Origin of the sequence: Candidimonas nitroreducens, from assembly GCF_002209565.1 — a bacterium.
Lineage (GTDB): Bacteria > Pseudomonadota > Gammaproteobacteria > Burkholderiales > Burkholderiaceae_B > Candidimonas > Candidimonas nitroreducens.
Genome location: NZ_NJIH01000010.1, coordinates 194,854 through 216,054, shown reverse-complemented (window position 1 = coordinate 216,054; position 21,201 = coordinate 194,854). Strand labels below are relative to the sequence as shown.

24 protein-coding genes and 1 pseudogene are annotated in these 21,201 nt (G+C 58.8%); 13 read left to right on the top strand and 12 right to left on the bottom strand.

Going from position 1 to position 21,201, the window contains the following annotated elements:
- The first annotated feature begins 7 nt into the window (after positions 1 to 7).
- Genes CEY11_RS18345 through CEY11_RS18335 form a run of 3 tightly spaced genes read left to right on the top strand, consistent with a single transcriptional unit; the run spans position 8 to position 3,077 of the window.
- Positions 8 to 838 (top strand): CoA transferase subunit A, encoded by an 831-nt coding sequence (locus tag CEY11_RS18345; RefSeq protein ID WP_088604847.1) that lies wholly within the window; start codon positions 8 to 10, stop codon positions 836 to 838.
- A complete protein-coding gene (locus CEY11_RS18340; RefSeq protein WP_088604846.1) occupies positions 835 to 1,569 on the top strand; it encodes a CoA-transferase subunit beta in 735 nt (244 codons plus the stop codon). Before CEY11_RS18345 ends, CEY11_RS18340 begins: the two co-directional genes overlap by 4 nt.
- Before the next feature lie 11 nt (positions 1,570 to 1,580).
- Positions 1,581 to 3,077 (top strand): class I adenylate-forming enzyme family protein, encoded by a 1,497-nt coding sequence (locus CEY11_RS18335; RefSeq protein ID WP_088604845.1) that lies wholly within the window; start codon positions 1,581 to 1,583, stop codon positions 3,075 to 3,077.
- A 191-nt stretch (positions 3,078 to 3,268) separates the two neighbouring features.
- On the opposite strand, the gene CEY11_RS18330 is transcribed toward CEY11_RS18335, so the two are convergent.
- The 3 genes from CEY11_RS18330 to CEY11_RS18320 are packed head-to-tail and all read right to left on the bottom strand — an operon-like array spanning position 3,269 to position 5,224.
- Complete coding sequence (locus tag CEY11_RS18330; protein WP_088604844.1) at positions 3,269 to 4,057, bottom strand: MFS transporter; 789 nt, start codon at positions 4,055 to 4,057, stop codon at positions 3,269 to 3,271.
- Positions 4,058 to 4,073: 16 nt separating this feature from the next.
- Positions 4,074 to 4,535 (bottom strand): nucleoside deaminase, encoded by a 462-nt coding sequence (locus CEY11_RS18325; protein WP_088604843.1) that lies wholly within the window; start codon positions 4,533 to 4,535, stop codon positions 4,074 to 4,076.
- A 20-nt stretch (positions 4,536 to 4,555) separates the two neighbouring features.
- A complete protein-coding gene (locus tag CEY11_RS18320) occupies positions 4,556 to 5,224 on the bottom strand; it encodes an ankyrin repeat domain-containing protein (protein ID WP_088604842.1) in 669 nt (222 codons plus the stop codon).
- Between the two features lie 128 nt (positions 5,225 to 5,352).
- Here CEY11_RS18320 and CEY11_RS18315 point away from each other — a divergent pair, with 128 nt between their 5' ends.
- Complete coding sequence (locus CEY11_RS18315) at positions 5,353 to 6,207, top strand: LysR family transcriptional regulator (RefSeq protein ID WP_233154973.1); 855 nt, start codon at positions 5,353 to 5,355, stop codon at positions 6,205 to 6,207.
- Here CEY11_RS18315 and CEY11_RS18310 read toward each other — a convergent pair.
- The 4 genes from CEY11_RS18310 to CEY11_RS25430 all read right to left on the bottom strand — a co-directional run bounded on the left by CEY11_RS18310 (position 6,200) and on the right by CEY11_RS25430 (position 9,391).
- Positions 6,200 to 6,688, bottom strand: a complete 489-nt coding sequence (locus CEY11_RS18310; RefSeq protein ID WP_088604841.1) for a GlcG/HbpS family heme-binding protein — start codon at positions 6,686 to 6,688, stop codon at positions 6,200 to 6,202. The two genes, CEY11_RS18315 and CEY11_RS18310, sit on opposite strands and share 8 nt — an antisense overlap.
- A 115-nt stretch (positions 6,689 to 6,803) precedes the next feature.
- Positions 6,804 to 7,412 carry a response regulator transcription factor gene (locus tag CEY11_RS18305; protein ID WP_088604840.1) on the bottom strand — a complete coding sequence of 203 codons (609 nt, stop codon included), beginning with the start codon at positions 7,410 to 7,412 and terminating at the stop codon, positions 6,804 to 6,806.
- Complete coding sequence (locus tag CEY11_RS18300) at positions 7,409 to 8,806, bottom strand: sensor histidine kinase (RefSeq protein WP_233154959.1); 1,398 nt, start codon at positions 8,804 to 8,806, stop codon at positions 7,409 to 7,411. Before CEY11_RS18300 ends, CEY11_RS18305 begins: the two co-directional genes overlap by 4 nt.
- A gap of 222 nt (positions 8,807 to 9,028) precedes the next feature.
- On the bottom strand, positions 9,029 to 9,391 hold the full coding sequence (locus tag CEY11_RS25430; RefSeq protein ID WP_088604838.1) for a hypothetical protein: 363 nt from the start codon (positions 9,389 to 9,391) through the stop codon (positions 9,029 to 9,031).
- A 315-nt stretch (positions 9,392 to 9,706) separates the two neighbouring features.
- On the opposite strand from CEY11_RS25430, the gene CEY11_RS18290 reads away from it, so the two are divergent.
- Both CEY11_RS18290 and CEY11_RS18285 read left to right on the top strand, forming a co-directional pair.
- A complete protein-coding gene (locus tag CEY11_RS18290; protein ID WP_088604837.1) occupies positions 9,707 to 10,129 on the top strand; it encodes a hypothetical protein in 423 nt (140 codons plus the stop codon).
- A 91-nt stretch (positions 10,130 to 10,220) separates the two neighbouring features.
- A complete protein-coding gene (locus CEY11_RS18285; RefSeq protein ID WP_143322920.1) occupies positions 10,221 to 10,694 on the top strand; it encodes a DUF4118 domain-containing protein in 474 nt (157 codons plus the stop codon).
- Positions 10,695 to 11,009: 315 nt separating this feature from the next.
- Here CEY11_RS18285 and CEY11_RS18280 read toward each other — a convergent pair whose 3' ends face one another.
- Positions 11,010 to 11,513 (bottom strand): GNAT family N-acetyltransferase, encoded by a 504-nt coding sequence (locus CEY11_RS18280; RefSeq protein ID WP_088604835.1) that lies wholly within the window; start codon positions 11,511 to 11,513, stop codon positions 11,010 to 11,012.
- Entirely contained in the window at positions 11,510 to 11,797 is a 288-nt protein-coding gene (locus CEY11_RS18275) for a type II toxin-antitoxin system TacA family antitoxin (protein ID WP_088604954.1), read from the bottom strand. The genes CEY11_RS18280 and CEY11_RS18275 overlap by 4 nt, the downstream gene beginning before the upstream one ends.
- A 314-nt stretch (positions 11,798 to 12,111) precedes the next feature.
- Here CEY11_RS18275 and CEY11_RS18270 point away from each other — a divergent pair, with 314 nt between their 5' ends.
- The 5 genes and pseudogenes from CEY11_RS18270 to CEY11_RS18250 form a co-directional block, all read left to right on the top strand.
- The gene (locus CEY11_RS18270) at positions 12,112 to 12,408 is read left to right on the top strand and encodes a hypothetical protein (protein WP_088604834.1); all 297 of its coding nucleotides are present in this window, start codon (positions 12,112 to 12,114) and stop codon (positions 12,406 to 12,408) included.
- 353 nt (positions 12,409 to 12,761) lie between these two features.
- On the top strand, positions 12,762 to 13,139 hold the full coding sequence (locus CEY11_RS18265) for a YdhR family protein (protein WP_088604833.1): 378 nt from the start codon (positions 12,762 to 12,764) through the stop codon (positions 13,137 to 13,139).
- Between the two features lie 113 nt (positions 13,140 to 13,252).
- Positions 13,253 to 13,750, top strand: a complete 498-nt coding sequence (locus CEY11_RS18260) for a GlcG/HbpS family heme-binding protein (RefSeq protein WP_088604832.1) — start codon at positions 13,253 to 13,255, stop codon at positions 13,748 to 13,750.
- A 211-nt stretch (positions 13,751 to 13,961) separates the two neighbouring features.
- The gene (locus tag CEY11_RS18255) at positions 13,962 to 14,984 is read left to right on the top strand and encodes an Ldh family oxidoreductase (RefSeq protein ID WP_088604831.1); all 1,023 of its coding nucleotides are present in this window, start codon (positions 13,962 to 13,964) and stop codon (positions 14,982 to 14,984) included.
- A 140-nt stretch (positions 14,985 to 15,124) separates the two neighbouring features.
- Positions 15,125 to 15,849: pseudogene (locus CEY11_RS18250) on the top strand (MFS transporter); the annotation flags it as partial.
- A 513-nt stretch (positions 15,850 to 16,362) separates the two neighbouring features.
- Here CEY11_RS18250 and CEY11_RS25580 read toward each other — a convergent pair.
- Genes CEY11_RS25580 through CEY11_RS18240 form a run of 3 tightly spaced genes read right to left on the bottom strand, consistent with a single transcriptional unit; the run spans position 16,363 to position 17,240 of the window.
- The gene (locus CEY11_RS25580) at positions 16,363 to 16,557 is read right to left on the bottom strand and encodes a hypothetical protein (protein WP_198958933.1); all 195 of its coding nucleotides are present in this window, start codon (positions 16,555 to 16,557) and stop codon (positions 16,363 to 16,365) included.
- Between the two features lie 13 nt (positions 16,558 to 16,570).
- The gene (locus CEY11_RS18245; RefSeq protein WP_088604830.1) at positions 16,571 to 16,999 is read right to left on the bottom strand and encodes a putative toxin-antitoxin system toxin component, PIN family; all 429 of its coding nucleotides are present in this window, start codon (positions 16,997 to 16,999) and stop codon (positions 16,571 to 16,573) included.
- Positions 16,989 to 17,240 (bottom strand): type II toxin-antitoxin system Phd/YefM family antitoxin, encoded by a 252-nt coding sequence (locus CEY11_RS18240; protein ID WP_088604829.1) that lies wholly within the window; start codon positions 17,238 to 17,240, stop codon positions 16,989 to 16,991. The genes CEY11_RS18245 and CEY11_RS18240 overlap by 11 nt, the downstream gene beginning before the upstream one ends.
- 561 nt (positions 17,241 to 17,801) lie before the next feature.
- Here CEY11_RS18240 and CEY11_RS25810 point away from each other — a divergent pair.
- Together CEY11_RS25810 and CEY11_RS18235 are read left to right on the top strand one after the other, a co-directional pair.
- Positions 17,802 to 18,137, top strand: coding sequence for a hypothetical protein (locus CEY11_RS25810; RefSeq protein WP_233154958.1), 336 nt, complete (start codon positions 17,802 to 17,804; stop codon positions 18,135 to 18,137).
- Positions 18,138 to 18,185: 48 nt separating this feature from the next.
- A complete protein-coding gene (locus tag CEY11_RS18235) occupies positions 18,186 to 21,071 on the top strand; it encodes a DEAD/DEAH box helicase (protein WP_332888378.1) in 2,886 nt (961 codons plus the stop codon).
- Positions 21,072 to 21,201: the final 130 nt, after the last annotated feature.

Genomic DNA, 21,201 nt, shown 5'->3' with positions numbered 1-21,201 from the left:
GAAAGATATGTCTTCTGGATTTTCAGGCAAGCACAAGCGTGTATCCGTGCAGGAGCTGGCGGCGATGGTGTCCGACGGTACCTCGCTGGCGCTTGGTGGAAGTTTTCTGCATCGTGGCCCGTTTTCTTTTGTCCGGGAATTGATCCGGCAAAAGAAGCGAGGCCTCGAAATCATCAAGCAATCGCCTGGCTACGACATCGATATTCTTTGCCGTGCCGGCGTGGCCGGCAAGCTGCGGGCGGGCATCGTCGCCATGGAGGGCAATTTCGGGCTGGCGCCGTATTACCGCCGGGCCATCGAGAGCGGGCAAGTCGAGCTCGAAGAGCACGCCTGTGCCAGCCTGACGGCGGGATTGCGGGCGGCAGCCTTCGGCGTCCCGTTCCAGCCCTGCGGCGGCTTGCACGGCAGTGAGATTCCCGCCTTGAACGGATGGAAGTGCCTCGACGATCCGTATGGGAAGGGTGATTCGGTCTGGGTCATCCCGAGCATACAGCCGGATTACGCCGTGATTCATGCATCCGAAGTGGACGAGTGGGGCAATGTCCGGGTCGCGGGTACTGCGCACTGGGATCGCATCATGAGCCGCGCGGCGAAAAGCGTGTTGGTTGTGGCCGAAAAAGAGGTCGACAGCAGCGTGTTCGCCGCTGAGCCCGAAGCCACGTTGGTTCCGTATTTTATGGTCGAGGCATACGCCGTTGTGCAGGGCGGAGCCTGGCCTGGATCCTGCTGGCCCGACTACGAGATCGATTACCCCGCCGTCGAGGCGTATCTGCAGCCCGGAGACGAGTCTCTCGCAGCGCATCTCGCCGTGGGGCCCGAAGCAGGAGGAAGCAAATGAATACCAGTTGGTCGGGCTTTTCATATATTGTCGTCAATCTCGCAAGATTCATTCGACCCAACGAAATCACCTTCAGCGGCGTGAATTCGACGCTGCCGATGCTGGCCTGTCTGTTGGCGAAAAAGGCGTACGACGAAGACTTCATATACATCAATGTCGCCGGCGGCGTGGATCCGCGTCCGTCGCAGGTTCCGCTGTCTAGTTCCGATCCGGTGCTGGCCGAGCACTCGGCCTCCATTTTTGCCAATGAAGACTTCTACGACCTGTGCACGCGTGGCCGCATGGATCTGACCTTTCTCGGTGCGGCGCAGATCGATGGAGAAGGAAATGCGAACAATTCGGTGATAGGCGACTGGCATCGGCCCAAGGTGCGTCTGCCGGGCGGGGGCGGCGGCGCCGTGATGCTGCCGACAGCTAGACGCGCATGCACATGGCGAACCGAGCATTCAACCCGCACGTTCGTGGAGCAACTCCACTTCCGCACGTCGGCCGGCGGTTTCCACGGTGTCGTCACGCCCATCGCGGTATTCGTCAAGCGCGACGGCCGCCTGGCGCTGCAGTCGTGGCACCCTGAGTCGTCGCTGGATGAGGTGCGGCAGCGCACGGGGTTCAAGTTCGACAGCCAGGGAGCCGGCCCCACGCCGCTGCCTACCGAGCGCGAAGTGCACGCACTGGCCGAACTGGATGCGGACGGCCAATTCGAGCGTGACGCCAAAGTCGCCTTGCGATGAGGATATAGCCCATGAGCGAGTCGACTCAGACGCTGATCCCGGCGTTCTTTCGCGCTTGGCAAGAGCCGGCGCGCACCAGTGCTATCGCGCTGCTCGGGGATGACAGGCAGCTCAGCTATGCCGGGCTTTTCGACGAGGTTGGCTGCTTCTCCGGCCAGTTGCATGCCATGGGTATTCAGAGGGCGGAACGCGTTGCCATCGCCATGGAGCGCTCGGTAGATCTGGTCGTCGCCTTGCTGGCTGTATTGGCCGCGGGGGCCTGTCCTTGCGTGCTCGAACCCAGACTGGGCAGCGAAGAGACGAAGCGTCGTTTTGCCATGACGGGCATGCGCAGGGTGATTGTCGATGCTGTGCACGCCGATGATCTATTGCTGAATGGCTTGCCCGGCATAGAGATACTGCGTCGTGAAAGTCTCCCGAAGGCAGAGCCCTATTGGGCGCTAGACCTCGAAGCGGATGCGCCCGGCTTTCTGCTTTTCACTTCTGGCAGCAGCGGCAAGCCAAAGGGCGTCCTGCAAAGCCACCGGGGCCTGCTGGCCAATGCCCAGGGCGTGGTGACACATACGGGGCTGTCGCCCAGTGACCGTCTGCTGCACGTCATGCCGCTATATCACACCAACGGCGTGAATAATCAGATTCTGGCGCCGCTGTTGGCCGGATGTAGCGTGGCATTGGCCGGACGCTTCAAGACCGAACTGATGCCTGGATTGTTCACGCAGTATCGACCCACGATCACCACGGGCGTGCCGACGATGTATGCGCGCATGCTGGCCGTCGATTTCTCCGAGGACTCTCTTTCCTCGTTGCGGATGTTGCGCTGCGGTTCGGCCCCGATCACGCCTGAACTCCATCAAAGGGTGGAAAGAAAATTCGGCAAGCCGCTAATCCTGTCCTATGGCCTGTCGGAGGCCACGTGCACCTCGTCCATTAATCCGCCGGCGCATCGCAAGCTAGGGTCGGTGGGCACGGTGCTGGCTGGGCAGCAGGTATTTCTGATCGACGGCAGGGGCGAGCCGGTCAATGAGCTCGATCGGGATGGAGAGATCTGCATTGCCGGTTCGACCCTCATGCTCGGCTATTTGGACGAGGGTTCGGAAGGAGCGCCGCGGCCCATGGATCGGGTCTTGCATAGCGGCGATCTTGGAAGGTTCGACTGTGACGGCTATCTCTACATTACCGGGCGCATCAAGGAGGTGATCATCCGCGGCGGGGAGAACCTGTCGCCGACGCTCATAGAAAGTGTACTGTGCAAGGTGCCGGGGGTGCATGCGGCCTGCGTCGTCGGCCGGCCCGATGCCGAGTTCGGCGAGGTGCCTTGGGCCTTTATCGTGCGTGCGGATGACCGGAATGGCGCTCCGGTGCGCGACGCGGAGCTGGGCGCAGCGGTCGAGACAGAGCTCTCCCGCATCCACAAGCCGGCCGGCTATTCGTATGTCGACCGGCTGCCAGAGAATTCCGTGGGCAAGGTCGACCGCAAGGCTCTGGCTGTTTGTTTTGCCGACGCGTAGAGCATGGGATGGCCGATAACACTTCGGCGAGCCGTCGTACTAACCATTCTTATTTGCGATGCTTCTACGGGCCGATGCCGTGAGTTACGAGAGTTCGGGCGATCTTTCGTCGAATGTGGGCTCCGACCGAGTGCAGGTCAGGCAAGCGTCCTCGGCCTGTCTTTCGAAAATGAAGTATCTATTGAGGGTCGTCAGGATGTGGTAGGGGCGCTGGACAAGCGGTCGTTTGAAAGGTGATGGCCGCGTGGATGTCCCGTGTCCAAAGGCAGCATGGCCGACGCGTAGGTGCTGGGTGTGAATCGTACGGTCAGGAGCACCACTAGCCCGACGCAGACCAGATGCCAGAACCATCCGGCCTTATAGCTGGCAGTCAGGTCGTGTAGTGCTGCCACGAGCCAGGCAGGCACCGCCGCAATGATGAAACCACCTCCTTGCATGAGGGCCGTCAGGGCGCCCGCCTGTGCGGGGTCGGGCAGATGATCCAGCGCCACAATCAGCGACAGCGCAAAACAGCCGCCCAGCCCCATTCCGAGTATGGCCGCCAGCACATGGGGGGCCAGGCCGGGAGCAAACGCGAGGCTGGTAAAGCCAAGTGCCTGCATGGCCAGCGTGAACCAGAGCCAGGGCCGCCGATCAGTGTGCTTACTGGCGAGCAAGGGCAGGGTGAGGGCGGCCAGTGCCTGGCTGATCGCCAGGATGGCCAGCAGGCCTGCGCTGCCGGCGCAAATAATGAGCAAGGCCAGGATGACCGCCCGGCGCGCGCCGATCGCGCTTTCCAGGGCTGGCCCCACAAATGCCAGCACCCCCATGAGCAGCATGGGCACCAGCGTCAGCAGGGCCATGCCCTGCAGGCCTAATCCCGTGAATTCATGAATGCTGCCTGCAAGCGGCCCGATCCCGGTGATGAAGGGTCTGAGGTTGAGTCCGATCAGGGCTACGGCTGCGATCAGGACAAAATGCCTGGGCCTGCTTCCCGCCATGAGCCAGCGCTCTCGCTTATTGATGATGCCTCCAGTGCGCATACAGATCCGGCTGGCCCGCGAGGCGCATCGGCACATGTCGGATCGACATGGACTGCTGGCTAAACGGTTTGGCGAGGTCGGCGTAGATCTCGGCGGTGGACAGGCCGAAGGGATCGCCGTCTTCGTTGGAATAGGCGTAAGTTACTGCCTTGATCCCTGCCAGGCGCATGGCGCCCATGCACATGGGACAAGGGTGGCCGCTGGCAAACACCGAACAGCCTGCGAGCGAAGCCGTGCCCAGCTGCTTGCTTGCGGCCCGGATGGCCATCAACTCCGCATGGGCGGTCGGGTCGTTGGTCTGCACGATCTCGTTGACTCCCCGGGCGACGATTTCGCCATTTTTGACGACCAGCGCCCCAAAGGGCCGCCCGCCTTGCTTGACATTGGCATAAGCTAGGACGATGGCCTGGCCGAGAAAATCCGCATCCTGTTCCATTCCTTATCCTTTTCGAAGTTTCAGTGTTTGCCGGCAGCCAGCAACGCGCTTTCAATCTCGCGATAGCCGCGTGAACGGGCATGCTGCAGTGGTGTGACGCCCTCCCGGTCGGCGAGATCAGGATTGGCGCCCGCCTTGAGCAGCAAGTCGACGATTTGCTGATGTCGCTGGCCTCCGTTGCCCAGAATGATGGCTTCGAGCAAGGCAGTCCAGCCCAGATTATTGACATGATCAACCGCTACGCCCGCTTCGATAAGGGTTTGCACCGTTTCGACATGGCCGCGCTCGGCCGCCGGAATCAGGGCGGTGCCTCCGTAGCGGTTGGTGCTTTGCAGGTCAGCGTTGTGTGACAAGGTCATTTTCAGAATATCCAGGTGACCCCGCGCGCCGGCATAGAGATAGGCGCTGTCGTTGATACGGTCTTTCGCATTGACATCCCCGCCGGCATTGATCAGCGTCCGGGCGGCATCCACAGCGTTCGCCCGGGTTGCGGCCAACAGGGCGGTTGAGCCCGACGCGTCGCGTGCTTCGATCTCGGCCCTTTCTGAAAGGAGCCGTTCTAGGGTTTGAACATCGTTGTGTTCCGCCGCGGCATGTAAGGGATATTGATTCACGACGGTTCCCGAAAGGGCGTGTGTGCTTGCAAGCATGGCTACTGAGCAGAAAATCGCGGCCAGTGGCTTGACCATATGACCTCCAAGTTGTTGGGCAAAAGGATAATCCAGCGACATATTATTTGGAAATTAAATTATTGGATTATTTTCATTCAAAACATGCATGATATGATTTGCATGAACAGATTGAGATCGGGCATGGGGTGACGCTATTGTTTGATCTTCGCCTACTTCGGGCGTTTGTAGCTATTGTTGACGCAGGCAGCTTCACAGCTGCGGCCGATCGCCTGCACATGACGCAGTCCACCATCAGCCAGCAAATTGCAAGGCTGGAGGAATCGGTTGGCCACCAGTTGGTGGATCGCGGCGCGCGGCCCATACTTGCTACTGCGTCCGGCGAGCGGCTGCTGGGCTATGCCCGGCGCATACTGATGCTTGAAAGCGAGGCGCACGTGGCGCTGGGTGACCCAGCCGGCGCAAGCTCCGTCCGTATCGGCTTGCCCGAAGATATTTTCAGTGGCTGCGTGGCTGCAATCTTCAAGGCGTTTGCCGCGACTGACAGCTCCATACGGCTCGACATCACGACGGGCCTGAGCCGCGCTTTGGCCGAACAGTATCGCGGCGGTGAGTTCGATATCGTTGTCGTCAAAGAGCCCGCCGCAAGCGCCGACTGCTTTGCCAGTTTCCCCGAGCCCATGGCATGGTTTGAAAGCTCAGGCGCCGTGCAAGCATGGTGCGACCCGATTCCGCTGGTGGCCTTCCCGCCAGAGGGACTCTATCGGGAGGCCATGTTTGATCGCATAGAGCGGGAACGCCGGCGCTGGTACATTGCCTTTTCCGGCAGCAGCCTGCAAAGCGTGCTCGTCGGCGTGGAAGCCGGCCTTGGCCTGTCCTTATTGCCTGTGCAGGCGACAAAGGGACGCCGCCTGCGTATCTACGAACCTTTCGGCATGGCGCCGTCCATGGCTGTTTCCATTTATACCTGGGACAAGAGCGGCCTGGCGTGTGTGCTGGCCGGGAAGATGGCGGCCGCCCTGGGAAACCGGCAGTTTAGTTGACCGCGCCGATGGCTTTGAGGCCAGCTGCCGCGCAAGCGGCGTCGATGTCGCCCGAAGGTGCGCCGCCCACACCTATGCCCGCCACCAGTGCCTTGTCGAGCTTGATGGGCAGGCCGCCGCCCTGGATGACCATGCGCGAGTCCATATCGCGCAGGCCGTCATTGGCGGGCTTGCTGGCGATGAAATCGGCCAGCCCGGCGGTATCGCGTCCCATGGCCGCCGAAGTGAAGGCTTTGCCTTGTGCGCTGCTTGCCGTGTGGGGGCCCGAGTTGTCGGCCTTGAGCAGTACTTTGGTTGCGCCGTCGCGCGCCACGATGGCGACGCTGACGTCATAGCCTTGTTCGGTGCAGGTCTTTAGGGCGGTTTGCGCAGCCTTGGTGGCCAGTTCCAGCGGCAGATAGGGGGCACTGGGCAGTTGCGTGGCGGCCGATGCCACGACGGGTACGAACAAGAGAGTGGCTATAGACAGTGTGCGGATCATATTGCTTCCTTTCCAATTGAAAACAAGGGAAAGGTTACTGTTCTGGCCGTCGGGCGGATATTCGTAGGCTTCACGATGCGCTACGTAGTTGTACCTAGCAAGCGTCCCGGCGCCTTCAGGCCGTGCCGTTACCTTCCAACCATAGGCGGGTGAGCTCGGCCTGCGAAGTCGTGCCCAGCTTTGTGCCTATGGCGACTCGATGCGCATCGACTGTGCGTGGTGAAAGATTCAGGACGTTCGCGATCTGCCGGGTGGTGAAGCCCTGGGCGACAAGGTCGAGCACCTGGCGTTCGCGCGGCGTGAGCGTGGCGAGCAAATTCAGCGTTTCCGCTTGCTGCGCCTGTTGCCGCAGACTGAGATCCAGTGCGTCCTGCCCTTTTTGTATGGCGTCGATGATATCCTGTTCGTCGATGGGTTTGGACAGAAAGTCGACCGCGCCATTGCGAAATGCGCGTCGGCAGGCCTCGATGTCGCCATGGCCCGAGATAACGATGGTGGGCCAGCCGACGCCGCTTTCAGCCAGTCGTTCCTGCAGCTTAAGTCCCGAAATGGCCGGCATGCGGATATCGAAAATCAGACAGCCCGGCTGGAGCCTGGGGACTTGTGCAAGAAAGGCCTGCGGGTCGGTAAAAGCGACGACGTGGATATCGACCGTGGACAATAGCAAGCTCAGCGCACGGCACACCGCCTCGTCGTCGTCGACCAAATAGACTGGATGTATCACGGCGTTGATTCCATGTACTGGTTCTGTGTCTTCAGGATGATCCTGAACGTGGCGCCCGGGCCTTCGTCGACCAGGAAGATATCCCCGTTGGCACGCTCTATGAGGCGCTGGCTCAACGTCAAGCCCAGACCCGTTCCGTCGGGCCGATTGGTCGTGAATGGCGTAAACAGCCTGTCCCGCAGTTCGGGTGCGACGCCCGGGCCGTTGTCGGAAACGTCGAGGATGATTTCGGAGACTGTTTGCCTGAGCGTGACGGTCACTTGTCCCGCATCTTGCGTGGCCACCGCTTCGAGCCCGTTGCGCACAAGGTTGAAGACGACCTGCTCCATTTCGACCGGGTCTGCCTTGACGGGCACTATCGTGGCGGGCATGTTGAAAGTCAGCCTGGCATTGCATGAGGCCGCCTGGGAGGCCAACAAGGCGCGTACATTGTCCAGGGCGTCGCGCAGGTCGAACATGGTGACGCATACGGGCTGGGGCCGCGACCAGTTGCGGAACCGCTCCAGAATGGAGGATGCCCGTTTCGCCTGTGCAATGGTGTCTTCGAGCACGGGTGTCAAAGACGGGCCGCTGCCTCCTTGACTGAGCATTCTGCGGCAGGCTTGGGCCTCGGCCAGAATGGCGGTCAGCGGCTGCGTCAGCTCGTGCGCCAGGCCGCTGGCCATTTCACCCAGTGCGTTGACCCGCGAGGCATGCGCCAAGCGGGATTCCAGCGCGCTTAGGCGCGCCTGTTCGACCGCGGCGCGCGTACGCACCCGCTGGCGCCAGGCGGCCAGTACGGCAATATAGGCCGCGCTGACCAGCATCAGCGTCAGCACCGTTTCAACCGGAGGAAACAGATCGCCTGGTTCGATCGTCATCCCCGTTTCAAGAGCCAGTGGCTGCGACGCGCTGGCCAGTGCTTTGGAAAAATGGACGGCCTCCGTTGCAGCGGGTAGATGGCTGACAAGCACGTGGCCGCCGGGCATGGACAGTTGCAGCAGGGTACCGGGCTTGGACCAGAAGGGGCTGGCCTCGCCAAGGAGCTGGCCGGCGTCGATGCCGAGCATGAGGCCGTAGCGCGCATCGTCCGTGTTGGGGCTGCGCTTGACCAGCATATAGTGGTCGGCGTGTTCGGGATAGGGCAGCAAGGCGAGTTGCCCATCGGACTTGATGGCCGCTTCGCGCACCTGTTGTGCCAGAACGGGCGTGAGCGGCCCGATGCCCACGGATCCTTCGCTCGCGTCGAGCGGAACTAGCTGTATGTCGTCGATGCGGGGATAGAAGTGGGCAATGGTGGCGGCCACATCAAGAAACAGAGCGTGTTGCGTATCGCCGGTTGTGTTGGCAACGGCCGATAAAGCGGTCAGATGCGCGTCGTGCTGATCGGCCCGTTGAGAGGCCAGCCTGTGCAAAATATTGCTTTCGTTCTCCAGCGTGCTGGCCAGTGATTGATATCGCCATCCCGCCAGCGCGCCGCCCGCAAGAAGCAGGAACAGGCACCAAGCCAGAATTTGGCAAGTTAGGCTGCGGAGGATTAAAGGCCGTTGTTGTGTCATATGACCGATATGATATTCGCTCTGGCTCGTCGGAAGGTGGCTAATCGACCCTCATTCCGGCCGCAATTCGCGCCGCTCTTACGCGATCACACTCAGCGGTTCCCGTGGCAAATGACGGCGATGGTTCGCCGACAATCTGGCATCCGAATCACTCGTATTTTTCATGCCTTGAGCTGGGAGACCAAAAAACACTGGCTGTAGGCGCACGCCAATGGATGTCGCCGGGCGAAAAAAAGCCGAAACACAGTCTTCATCCAGATCAACATCGGGGTGAAGCGCGAGCTGCGCCGGCATGAACTGAGCCGAATCCTCCGGAAGTGGCTGGACATTGACGCCGGCATCGATGTCCCGGTCTAGCAAAGTGAGGAATGCCTGGCCAGACTTGGCCGGGACGTGAAGATCGTCGTCGAACCAGCCCGGCGCAAGGCTGTGACGGGCCATGCCGAGGTGGAGTTTGCTTGATCACCTGGGAAATCGGAATTGCGCCCCAATAGGCAGAAAAGAATGACAGAAAAAAATAAATTGACAGAAAAAAGATACTGCTAATAACATGGAAATACCCCGCCGACTATTAATTCTGATCCAAAACGTTGAAAAAAATCATGAAAGTCGGCGCCTGGGAGGGTTGGTAGTGCCGTCGTGAGATTTCGTTCATGCTCCCATCAGCTTCAGCTTGATTGGGCGTCAGGGCACTGACGGTGACTGCTCGATACCTGACCGTCGGCGCTTGCTCTAGCTCTTGCCAAGGAGAAGAACATGAAGCTGAGTGTGGGAGTCATATATGCGATGGTGCTGGTGACGCAAACTGCCGTTGGAGCAGCAACGCCTGGTGTGGTGATAAACGGGAAACCCACCGCGTCCGAGACCCAGGCCCTCAAGCGGGCAATGGGTGCGGACTATGGCGACCTGCAACCCTTTGAGGTGGGGCACGCCGATCTCAACGACGACCATCGCCCCGATCTGTTGGCGCGCTCCGACAGCACGGGGGGATGCGGTTCCGCAGGCTGCCAGACTTACGCGGTACTCGCGACATCCGCCGGGTATGCTCGAAAATCAATCCGCCTTGCCGCTGCTGGCGGAAAGGTCTTCGTACTGCCATCCAAGCACCACGGAATGCATGACTTGCGGTTTGAGAGCGGTACGTACACCTTCAAATGGAATGGCAAGGAATACCAATAGAGGCGAGCTGGTAGCCGAGCGTAGAAGAGGGCTACCTGGCCGGCTCAAAAAATCAGATTAATTTTTAAAACCAGCAGGGAGGAGACCGACAATGCAATGTCCAAAATGTGAATCTGACGATGTCCTGTTGTGTTCCACGGCATACGAGCAGGGCAAGTCCGTTATCAAGAGGAAAGGAAAAATCGAGGGAGGAATGGATGGCGGTGGGCGGATCACGGCAGACCATGAGTCCACCGAAACGGTTCTGACCGAATTCGCAAAACGCGCCGCCGCTCCGGCATTAACGACCAATTCGTTGTGGTATTCCCTCATCGGGGCCGTTGTCGCGTTCTTTGTTGTCCCGTCCGTCTGGCATGATTTTACGGGTCACAACCCGCAGTGGCTTTACTTCCTTCTTCTGGCTGCTGTTGCCGTCGCCATTTACCGTCTGGTCACTGGCTACAAAAAACGCAGATCGGAAGATGATGCGCAGAAGGCGGCCTGGGAACGGTCATGGATATGCAAACGCTGTGGAACCATCTTCGAACCTGCGCAAAAGACTCCCGGAGTCACGCCAGTCGAATAGACGCTACGCCAGCACCCAATAATCAGCATACGTATGCAAGGCACACCTATCCTTGTTAGGGGCAGAGCTGTCACAGGTCAATATCAGCCTCGAATGCTTCATCCAGATCGATGCTGAGGAGAAGCGCGATTTGTGCCAGCATAAACTGAGCCAAATCCCACAGAAGCGGCCTTGCCATGCAAGACCGTGAGGAGAAACACATCATCGTCGGGATCGCGGCTGTACGCTTGTCTGGGCGTCGCAGGCAAATCGATCCATGCATGGATAACTGGCCGCGAGCTTTGGCGCCATGTGCTGGCGGTGCCCACTTTTATGTTAAACAGACTTCAGTGGCAGAAACAATCGGCGATGACTGCCAGATCCCAGCAGCGAGAAGCCAAACTGCTCATAGAAGCTACGTGCCTGATCGTCAATGGCATCGACGATCATGGCATAAATGGCGATCTGGTCGCTGACCGCCAACGTGCGCTGAATGGCATTGACCAACAGCATTCTGCCCACACCATGGCCACGGGCTTGATGATCGACGGCAAGCCTACCCAGCAATGCTGCCGGGATGGGATGTCGAGGCAATTTGCGGGCGATCCTGTCAGGTAACTGGTCGAGTTCCATGGACAGCGTGGACAATGTGTAATAGCCCACGATGGTGTGCGGATTCGCTGGTGTCGTCGCGACAAAGACACGACTGGTGCGACGCTCCATATCCTGGCGGGCTTGTTTGTGGAGATAATTATCCAGTGAAGTCACACCACAGTGAAAGCCAGATCTCTCGTGGCTACCGTCCAGCGCCGAGATGAATAGAGACGAATAGTCAGTCATCTGCTGGTTACGCGCTGCTCATGTTCCTTGAAGGCAGCGGCCAGCCTCTTGTTGAGTCGGACAGGCTTGGCTAGGGCGTTAAAGAACGCCTCGGAATCCTGGCGGTTCAGGCGCATGACTTCGTGCGCGTCAATGGTTTTTTCAGCATGCGCCAGGGCACTGGTCAGGATAAAACTGCTGACCGTTTTTCCCTCGAAACGCGCGGCACGTTCCAGCATCTGCTTAGCACGGTGCTCCAACCGCAAATTAATGCGCTCCTGTTTGGTATCGGTCGCTGCACTCATGGCAAATACCTCCGCATCCGTAAATAGATAGACCATAATTGTACGTCAAAATGGTGCCTTTATAAGCTATGGTTTCAAGCGCCTGGAAGGCGCCGGGGCATAGGCTCACAGATAGGCACGATGCATCTTCTTGCTGCCGGGCTGCAGCACCTGCAGAAGTGCTTCGTCCACGAGCATGCCCGGAAGGAACGTCTCGCAAAGTAGCCGCCCATGACGGCAATCGCATGCTTGCTAATTGCCGTCTCATTTCATCAAATTGCCATCACCCCCATAAGATACTTGATAGTCTCCATTCTCTGACTGGATGCTGCCCCATGGATGACGATCGGCTGGCCGAGTTTATGCAGTTCTCAAGAAAGTATCGACATAAGTTCAGGCGGATTGCTAACGCGACCCGAAACGAGTGTCAACACGACGACGTACAAAACGAAGCCTGGATATTAGCTGAACGTTGGGAACAGGCCGGGACACCGATAGACTTCGACAACCCAAAAGACATAGATAAGCTTTTCTCGTTTCTTTACAGCAAGCTGGTAAAGCATGTAGAAAAGAAGATACGCAACGCTGTTCGGCTAGACCATTACTCGTACGGTGACGGCTTACGAAAGTGAAGTCCACCCGTTGATGAATAAGTTAGGGGCTTCAGAAACCTCTCAGCCGCTGCAAATATTATTGGCATCGGAATTTGCTGCCGATCAGCCCCCGGAACCCGAGCCACATGAATCAAGAGCCGGAGCATACCTCTAGGTGATACGCCGCAAAGCGGACGTCAATCATGGACTCTAAGGCAACGAGTCTGGAATTCTAGGCATGCGCTTTACTTACATAGAAATTATCCTGCAGGAGCAATCTCGAAAGGTGCTCCCGCAAGCAACGGAAGGGCACCAAATACGAGATCCGCAATGTGTCTTGGTCGAAGTGCGACCGAGCGGCCTTAACCACCAACCTCCAGCAGGAAACAACTATGTATATCACCTATGTCACTTTCAATCTCAGAGGCATCGACGAAAAGGCCTACGTTGAGTCCGTCAACAGCCTTGCACCCGAGTACGCGCGTGTTCCTGGGCTGATCAGCAAGGTGTGGATGAAGCGGCCCGAGTCCGGCGTCTACGGCGGTGTCTATTGCTGGGCGTCGAAACAGGATTTTGAGACTTACTCGAAATCCGAACTCTGCGCCTTGGTGGAAAACCACCCCAACCTCGCAAATTTCAAGACCACTGCTTACGAGAACTTGCCGGAAGGGACTTCCGTGACCGCAGAGGGGTTTGCAAGTTCCAGCCAGATTGGCCGACGGGCTTGCTCGGCCGATGAGGCGGTGTCCCGAAGATTAGGGATTACCTGACCGCTTTATAGACGGGCGCACCCATCCTGGCGATGCCACGGTTTACTTTCATCGTTCATACTAGTGGCTGGCGTCCCCGTTTCTTCACCAACCACCAATCGAGGAGACTGCACATGCAGCACCGCGTCCGCATTGCCGCCGGTCTCGCACTGAGCACGCTGCTCGTCGCGCCGGCGCTTGCCGAAGAGCCGCTCACCGTCACCGTGTCGCGGTTGACCATGGACACCGCCCTGCGCATTGCCGAGGGCGCCATCAAGGCCTGCCGCGCCAAGGGGCTGCAGGTCAGTGCCACCGTGGTGGATCGCAACGGCATCGCCCAGGCCACGCTGCGCGATACCCTGGCGCCGCCGGTGTCGCTGACTATCAGCCAGCAAAAGGCCTACACCGCGGCGATGTTCAACATCAAGGGCACACAGATGGCGTCGCGGGCGGCCTCACCGCTGGCGCAGCTCGGAGACGGCCTGGCCTTCACCGCTGGCTCGGTGCCGATCGAGGCGGGTGGAAGCTTTTACGGCGCCGTCGGTGTCAGCGGCGCGCCTGACGGCAAGACCGACGAGCAATGCGCCCAGGCTGGTTTCGACGCTGTGCACGGCGACCTCGAACTGCAGTAGCGCCCCGCCGCTGCGGGTTACGGCGTTGGGGTACCCAGCCTGCTTTTCAGCAGCCTCCGGTTCGTTGTGTGGCCGGGAGGCTCGGCGGGTGTCGGTAGCTACATGTGTACGGCCTCGCCGAGCAGTAGCTCAGTGGGATCGCCTGGCGTCAATAGGCCGCAAAGCGGTGCCGCAGTAAATCGGTTGCTCAACATGGGTAAGGAGCTTGGTAATGGTGAAGTCGACAGTTCGGGTTTCAATTGATCAACTACAGAATCTCATTGTGGCGGTATTGGTCAGGGCCGGCATGGCTCCCGAGAACGCCGCACCTGTAGCACATTCCCTCGCCGTGTGCGAGCAAGACGGCGTAAAGACGCATGGCATCCTCCGGATCGATGGTTTCATCGATCTGCTGAAAAGCCAATCGGCAAATGGAACGGCTCACCCAGAACTTGCCCGCCAGGCCGGCAGCATCCTGAGCATAGATGCGCATGGCGGCTTTGCGCAGGTGGCTTTAGCCGCGTTCCGCGATGAGGCCATGGCGATAGCCAGAAGCACCGGCGTTGCTATTATGACGATTGGGAACTCGCACCACTCGGCAGCCATCTGGCCAGATATCGAGCCCATTGCGGCAGATGGCTTCATTGTCTTTTCCTGCGTCAGTTCCCGAAAACGTATGACGGTATGGGGCGGACACAGTCCAGTGGTAGGAACCAATGCAATGGCCTTCGCGGTTCCTCGCGTTGATGAAAATCCGTTTGTTTGGGATCAGTCCACCAGCCTGATATCTTATGGTGAAGTGTTGCTGGCAGCGCGCACGGGCAGGGATGTCCAGGAAGGCGCCGGTTGCGATGTTCAAGGTAAGCCCACTACGTCGCCCCAAGAGATTCTCGACGGAGGCGCACTCCTTCCTTTTGGAGGAGCGAAAGGTGCGGCGCTTGCGGTCATGGTCGATATCCTGGCCGCAGGGCTTTCCGGAGGGTCATTTGGTTTCGAGTATTCACCGCCTTCCTCGGGAACGCCTTCGCGTGGCGGACAGTTTCTGCTGATCATCGATCCGCTTGTCGCCAACCCGACCTTCGACACACGAGTAAGCATGCTGTTTGATGCATTGCGCGATGCCGGAGCAGACAGACTCCCAGGTGATCGACGGTATCAAGCGCGAGAAATATCGCGGGTGCAGGGTATAGAGGTCGATGGGGAAAGTTACGAAAGACTGCGAGAGCTGGCACAACAGCAAATGCCCAGAAAGTAAGCTCTATTCGGGAGTTGCAATTTCCATTTAGTGGTCGGATCGCACTGGAAATCAGCATTGAACGATAGAACAAAAATAATTCTTTGACCGCGCCACGCTATGACCAATGAACTGCCCGACAAAAATCACAGCCAGGAAATATCTGGAGGCTGTCTTTTGCTCAGGCGCTTGCGGGGGCGAACACGACCGTGCTTTGTGCCACAGGGCGATCATCGGAGAAATGTCCGCTCCCACGCCCTTGCTGGCCACTCTACCGATCTCGGTCTTCGTGGGTATGGCGGCGTGTATCCTGCCCGCAGGAGCAATTGCTCGCCTTCACGGCCGTCGCACGGCCTTTCTGATGGGAACAGGCGCTGGCATACTGACCGGGCTGCTGGGCACGATCGCGGTTCTCATGGGGTCGTTCTGGCTTTTCTGTTTGGCAGCATTCCTGGGCGGCGGCTATGCCGCTGTGGTGTTGACCTTCCGCTTCGCGGCGGCTGATGGCCTGGCACCGAGTCAACGCGCTCGCGCGTTATCGCTTGTCATGGCAGGCGGTGTTGCCAGGGGGGAGTCGGGCCGCAGCTCATGAACTACACCATGAACCTGTGGCAGCCCTAAATGTACGCGTCCACATTCCTTGCGTAAGCCGCTGTTGCTGCGGTGTCGGTACTCGTCCTGTTAGGGGTTCGATTGCCGATGCCAACTACGGCAGAAATGGCCGGGGGGCCGCCCACTCCGGATCATTGCACGGCAGCCACGTTTCGTCGCAGCGGCGATCAGCGGCGCGGTTGCGTACATACTGATGAACTTCTTGATGGCGGCCGCACCGTTGGCAATGCACATATGTGGCCGCTCGCAGGAGTCAGCCAACGACGGCATTCAATGCCGCCAGGCCATCACCTCGGCCGGCTTCGGCTGCATGGCGGCACTGGACGCGGAGCGATACCTCGATTCGGCCGTTGTCTGATAAGGAACGCGCCATGGCCGGATGGAGACGCAGGCGATCAGCCCCTTGCGTCGAGGCATCGAGTCTCTAGGCGCCTCAAAAATGCTGGCTGTGGGTGGATTTCGGTGGCGTTCGCTGGAACGAAAAAAGGAGCCGAAGCTCCTTTTTTCAACGACTTACAGACGTCAGTAGAAGTCTGTAGATCATAAATTGGAGCGGGAAACGAGTCTCGACCTAGGGTCTTAAGCCATTGTTTTGCAAATACTTCCTTTGCCGCAATGGGTTGCAGGCGTCTCAACTGTAGCCTTGTTTTTCACTCTCGACAACCACGTTGTTCCATTGCCGTCCACTGTTGGCCATGAGACTCCACAGAGCATAGGCGTTTGTGCTGGCGGTATAGATCAGTACACGTATGCAAGGCACGCTTACCCTTATTAGGGGCAGGACTTGTCAAAGGTCAATATCACCTTCGAACTCTTCATCCAGATCAACACAGGGGAGAAGCGCGATTTGTGCCAGCATGAACTGAGCCAAATTCTCCGGAAGTGGCCGGACATTGACGCCAGCATCGATATCTCGATCTAGCAAAGTGAGGAATGCCTGGGGAAGCGTATGCGAGTGTTCAATAGTTGTTCGATTGGCCATTTTTCGAAGAGGCTCACTTTTGATGCCATTTCTCTAGGGCCTGCGCTGGCGATAGGATTTCGAATCCCCGGTCAGCAGGTGGAAGCTCCAGCAAGTCCTTGTCGCCGCTGACTAGCCATTCGGCCTTGCCTTGCAGGGCCGTGTGGAGGAACACATCGTCATTAGGATCGCGACTGTACGCTGGTCTGGGCGTCGCAGGCAGCTCCACCCATTGAGCCGCGGCAGCGAAGTCATGCAACAGCAGGCGCCGACGCTCCATGTCCAGATAGCGGTCAAATTTTGGCCGCCAGAGCCTGGTTTCAAGTTCCTCGAAGGTTTCCCGTGAAAACACCAACGTAGCGTGTTGCAGCAGACAATCCACGATCTGTGCCGGGGCAGACCGAGGCGATAGCGCAGCACTGATCAGGACGTTGGTGTCGACGACAGCGCGTTCAATCCTCATCGGTCAGGAGCTGTTCCAGCTTCTCGTCGGTCAAGCCCTTGGCGGCGGCTTCTTTGGCACTTTGCTTCAAAGTGCGTCGGAGCCGGTCTGCATAGAACTCACGCATTGCATGGTAGTCCTCCGCGGACACCATGACACCGACGACACGATTGCGCCGCGTGACCTGAATCGGTTCGCGCTGTACCCGGTCGATCAGTTCACCGAATCGGGTTTTTGCTTCATTGGCAGTGAAGGTTTGCATTTCGGATTCCTCATGCAAGTCTACCCACTATATTACTCAAATCGTTCGATTCGATCAATAGAGTCGAAATGATCGGTTTGGCCTTGCCTTCGACTGTGACGCCCAAAGTGTCGGTATTCTCAGTACAGTGCGCGAGGTCATGGAGGATCTAGTGTCGGCTTTCGGCCAGAAGCGATCGTCTGGGGAATAAAGACGAATGTCCGGTGCAGACTGATTGTTGTCGGTTGAGTTTTGAAGCCAAACGGCCGCCGAGCCCGAATCCTGTCATTCATGATTTGAACTCTCGGTGATCCACTGTGCAAACCAAGCCGGTCGTTTGACTAGATGCAGCCGCTAATGCGTCACGGATGGCTATTGGTAAAGGGACGACGGAGCGCTCTACGCCCGTGCCGTCGCGCTCTCCGTGAATCTGAAACGACTGCTGTGTATCGCTTCGGTCGTTGGCTCGCCCACCTGATGATCGTCGATAGCCGTGGCACATACTAGTGCGGCCAGTTATGATTTGATTTACGATTAGATACAAATTAGGGGGGCTGTCTAACCAATCTATTAGGAGCACCTGTGATCCGACTAACCGTGCCGTCCGTCAAGGGCGTTGATGCCAAGACTTCGCGAGGTTTTATTGCCCAGCTCGCGCATCCCTCTGCAGTTGTCGAGGGCACGTTGACCAAGTTCACTGTGCCTTCGCGAACGGGATGGAGACTGAGCGCCGCCGACGGTCGCGTCCTGTATGTTTTCTCGAAGCAGCCCCTGGAAGGCCAGATGCCGAACGACGGGCCAGTTTTGCTCGGCGATATCGCTGATGGCGCGGTCGAGATAGATCTGAGCAAGAGTAAATGGCTCGCCCATCCAGACCTCGGCACTGGTCCTACGGCTGCCCAGGTGCTGGACAGCTAGTTTGCCGCGTTCAACTTCGTTGGAGAAGATCAGCTCCGTACAGGACAAATTGGCCTGCGCCGCCCTCAAGTGGGAGCGCTCCATGCAATTCACGCGTACTGGTCTACCAAGAGTGACGTTGCGACTGTCGTCATGCCAACCGGTACGGGCAAGACCGAGACGATGCTGGCTACGATGGTCTCTGCTATGTGCACGCGAGTCATGGTGATCGTGCCAACGGATGCGCTGAGGACGCAGGTCGGGTTGAAGTTTTTCTCACTGGGCATTCTGAAGGATCCCTGCTCGGTGCTGCTCGCAGCCAACGTGCTGAGGCCTGTTGTTGGCACGCTCGAGAAGCGACCCACGGCCGTTGAAGAGGTGAATGAACTGTTCAGCCAGTGCAATGTCATCGTAACAACCAGCGCACTCGCAGGGAAGTGCAGCCAAGAGGTGCAAACTAGGATGGCTGAGCTCTGCTCACACCTCTTCATCGACGAGGCCCATCACGCTGCGGCACCGACCTGGCACGCATTCAAGTCGATTTCCAAGGCCCTGAAGCGGCATATCTTGCAGTTTACCGCCACACCTTTCCGGGAAGACGGGGCACCCCTAGACGGAGAGATTGTCTACGTCTATCCCCTGAGGCAAGCGCAGCGAGAGGGCTATTTCCGGCCTATCAGATTCAGCTCGGTGTATTCCTTCAATGACGCCAGAGCCGATCGCGACATCGCTGCCAAAGTCATCGAGGAGTTGCACGCCGATGCCACCGGCCTGCACGTCGCCATGGCACGCGTATCCACGCAGGTACGGGCTGCACAGGTACTCGCGATCTATCAGGCGTTCGGCCAGTTCAATCCGGTGATGCTTCACAGCGGGATGACGAAGTCTGACGCCCAGGCGGCGCGCAGTCAGCTCGACCAACGCCAGTCGCGCATCGTCGTGTGTGTGGACATGCTCGGTGAAGGCTTCGATATGCCAGAGTTGAAGATCGCAGCCTTCCATGATCTCCGCAAGAGCCTGGCGGTGACTCTACAACTGGCCGGCCGATTCACCCGCTCTAGGCACGACCTGGGCGATCCGGTGTTCATTGCCAATATCGCCGACGTCAACCTGCGTGAAGAACTGCGAACTCTCTACACCCAGGATCCCGACTGGAACCTCCTACTCCCCAACATGAGTGAAACCGCAATCGGGCAGGAACTGGAGGCGCAGCGCTTCATGAGCGGGTTCGACAAGCAGTTGGACGACATCCCGGTGAGTGAAATCAGGCCAGCCGCTAGCATGGTGGCCTACCGAACCCACTGTGTCCGGTGGAACCCTGCCGAGTACAGCAAGGCATTCCCGGGGCTGGCTGAAGGGGAAGAGATCCATCCCGTGCTCAACGAGAGGGAAGGCACGCTCATTATCATCGCGGCCAAAAAGCAAGGCGTCGCTTGGATCGCCGTCCCCGCTGTCGAAGGACTGGTCTGGGAACTTTGCATCGCCGTCTGGGACAAGGAGCAGTCGCTGTTGTTCGTCCACGGATCCACAAATACAGGCAACTATGCCTCGTTTGCGCGTGCCTTGTGCGGGGACGACGTCGAGCTGATCCGAGCGCCTGCCGTCTTCAGGGCGTTGGCGGGCATCAATCGCTTGATGCTGATGAACGTCAGCCTGGATGAGCAGTTCGGTCGCCAGGTTCGGTATACGGCGCGCATGGGGCCTGACGTTGGTGCACGCTTGACCGACACGACCTTGGGAACGACCACGAAAGCCGTCCTCGCCGGGTTCGGCTTCGAGCGCGGTGGCCCTGCCTCAATCGGTGTGGGCAAGAAGGGGCGGGTCTGGGCAACCTTACGGCTGAAGGTCAACGAGTTCGCCGCCTGGTGCAAGCATGTGGGTGCCAAGCTCATCGACGACGCCATTGACCCCGAAGAGATCCTCAGGGGCACGTTGATACCGCGGCTTGTGGATGCGCGGCCGGCCTCGGTACCAGTCGGCGTGGACTGGCCGGTGGAGCTGCTCGACCTGGTGGAGTCAGCGACCAAAATTTCCTTCGTTCACACGGTCCAGGAGCATCTAACCAACGTCAGCATCGAGGTTCGTGACTTCGACTCGACCGGACCGATCGTCTTGCGCGTGTTCAGTGAATCCAGGGAGGTTCAGGTTCGGCTCAATTTCGTGATGCGTGGCAACGCCGCCGATTTCGAGTTCGTCTACGAAGGTGCCGCAACCGCAACGATTCATCGCGGCGACGACTACGACCTATGCGCATACCTCACCGACCATCCGCCAACGATCTGGTTCGCCGATGGATCAAAGCTGGAGGGCAACACGCACGTCGAGCTGCGAGCCGCGGCGCAGCTGTACTCGCGAGACCGCTTGGAGGTGCTCGATTGGACCGGTATCGACATCACCAGGGAGTCGCAGAGAGAGGAGCGTCGACCAGACTCTGTTCAGTACCGAACGATCGCACACATCAAGGCGGAGAACAGGCACGAGATCGTATTCGATGACGACGGCGCCGGTGAAGCTGCGGACATCGTCGGCATCAGCCTCGACAGCCAGACCCAGCCCCGACTCATCACGGTAGACCTCTACCATTGCAAGTATTCAGGCGGAGACAAGCCCGGGGCTCGCATCGACGACATGTACGTCGTCTGCGGGCAAGCTCAGCGCAGCGTCATGTGGCTTCACAACAAGGAGCGTCGGACTGACCTCTTTGCACATCTCCTTAAGCGGGACGCGGATCGTGTAGAGGGCAGTCGGCCAACACGCTTTGAGATTGGCTCCAAAGATCGCTTGGCCCAGATCCGTGATCTGAGCCGGATATGTGCCGTCACGTTGAGGGTTTACATCGTCCAACCAGGCCTTTCGAAGTCGGGAGCAGCCGATCATCAGCTTGCCGTGCTCGGTGTGACAGACCGCTTCCTGTCCGAGACCTACCAGATCCCGCTCAAGGTGTACTGCGGATAGATTGGCTGCGGTCGCTGCCCCCATCTTCGGCATTGATCTTGTCGTTACAGTGCGAATATTAGTCGTGAACTGTCGCTCGCCGATATTTAGACGAACAACAGCAACGGGTCGGAAACTGCCGCTCTCCAAT

Coding starts and splice junctions, on each gene's coding strand:
- CEY11_RS18270 (WP_088604834.1), top strand. CDS start 12,112: ATGGATGACGATCGGCTGGCCGAGTTTATGCAGTTCTCAAGAAAGTAT.
- CEY11_RS18275 (WP_088604954.1), bottom strand. CDS start 11,797: ATGAGTGCAGCGACCGATACCAAACAGGAGCGCATTAATTTGCGGTTG.
- CEY11_RS25580 (WP_198958933.1), bottom strand. CDS start 16,557: ATGGCCAATCGAACAACTATTGAACACTCGCATACGCTTCCCCAGGCA.
- CEY11_RS18310 (WP_088604841.1), bottom strand. CDS start 6,688: ATGATCCGCACACTGTCTATAGCCACTCTCTTGTTCGTACCCGTCGTG.
- CEY11_RS18290 (WP_088604837.1), top strand. CDS start 9,707: ATGAAGCTGAGTGTGGGAGTCATATATGCGATGGTGCTGGTGACGCAA.
- CEY11_RS18335 (WP_088604845.1), top strand. CDS start 1,581: ATGAGCGAGTCGACTCAGACGCTGATCCCGGCGTTCTTTCGCGCTTGG.
- CEY11_RS25430 (WP_088604838.1), bottom strand. CDS start 9,391: ATGGCCCGTCACAGCCTTGCGCCGGGCTGGTTCGACGACGATCTTCAC.
- CEY11_RS18285 (WP_143322920.1), top strand. CDS start 10,221: ATGCAATGTCCAAAATGTGAATCTGACGATGTCCTGTTGTGTTCCACG.
- CEY11_RS18260 (WP_088604832.1), top strand. CDS start 13,253: ATGCAGCACCGCGTCCGCATTGCCGCCGGTCTCGCACTGAGCACGCTG.
- CEY11_RS18240 (WP_088604829.1), bottom strand. CDS start 17,240: ATGCAAACCTTCACTGCCAATGAAGCAAAAACCCGATTCGGTGAACTG.
- CEY11_RS18325 (WP_088604843.1), bottom strand. CDS start 4,535: ATGGAACAGGATGCGGATTTTCTCGGCCAGGCCATCGTCCTAGCTTAT.
- CEY11_RS18340 (WP_088604846.1), top strand. CDS start 835: ATGAATACCAGTTGGTCGGGCTTTTCATATATTGTCGTCAATCTCGCA.
- CEY11_RS18330 (WP_088604844.1), bottom strand. CDS start 4,057: ATGGCGGGAAGCAGGCCCAGGCATTTTGTCCTGATCGCAGCCGTAGCC.
- CEY11_RS18245 (WP_088604830.1), bottom strand. CDS start 16,999: ATGAGGATTGAACGCGCTGTCGTCGACACCAACGTCCTGATCAGTGCT.
- CEY11_RS18280 (WP_088604835.1), bottom strand. CDS start 11,513: ATGACTGACTATTCGTCTCTATTCATCTCGGCGCTGGACGGTAGCCAC.
- CEY11_RS18320 (WP_088604842.1), bottom strand. CDS start 5,224: ATGGTCAAGCCACTGGCCGCGATTTTCTGCTCAGTAGCCATGCTTGCA.
- CEY11_RS18255 (WP_088604831.1), top strand. CDS start 13,962: ATGGTGAAGTCGACAGTTCGGGTTTCAATTGATCAACTACAGAATCTC.
- CEY11_RS18265 (WP_088604833.1), top strand. CDS start 12,762: ATGTATATCACCTATGTCACTTTCAATCTCAGAGGCATCGACGAAAAG.
- CEY11_RS18345 (WP_088604847.1), top strand. CDS start 8: ATGTCTTCTGGATTTTCAGGCAAGCACAAGCGTGTATCCGTGCAGGAG.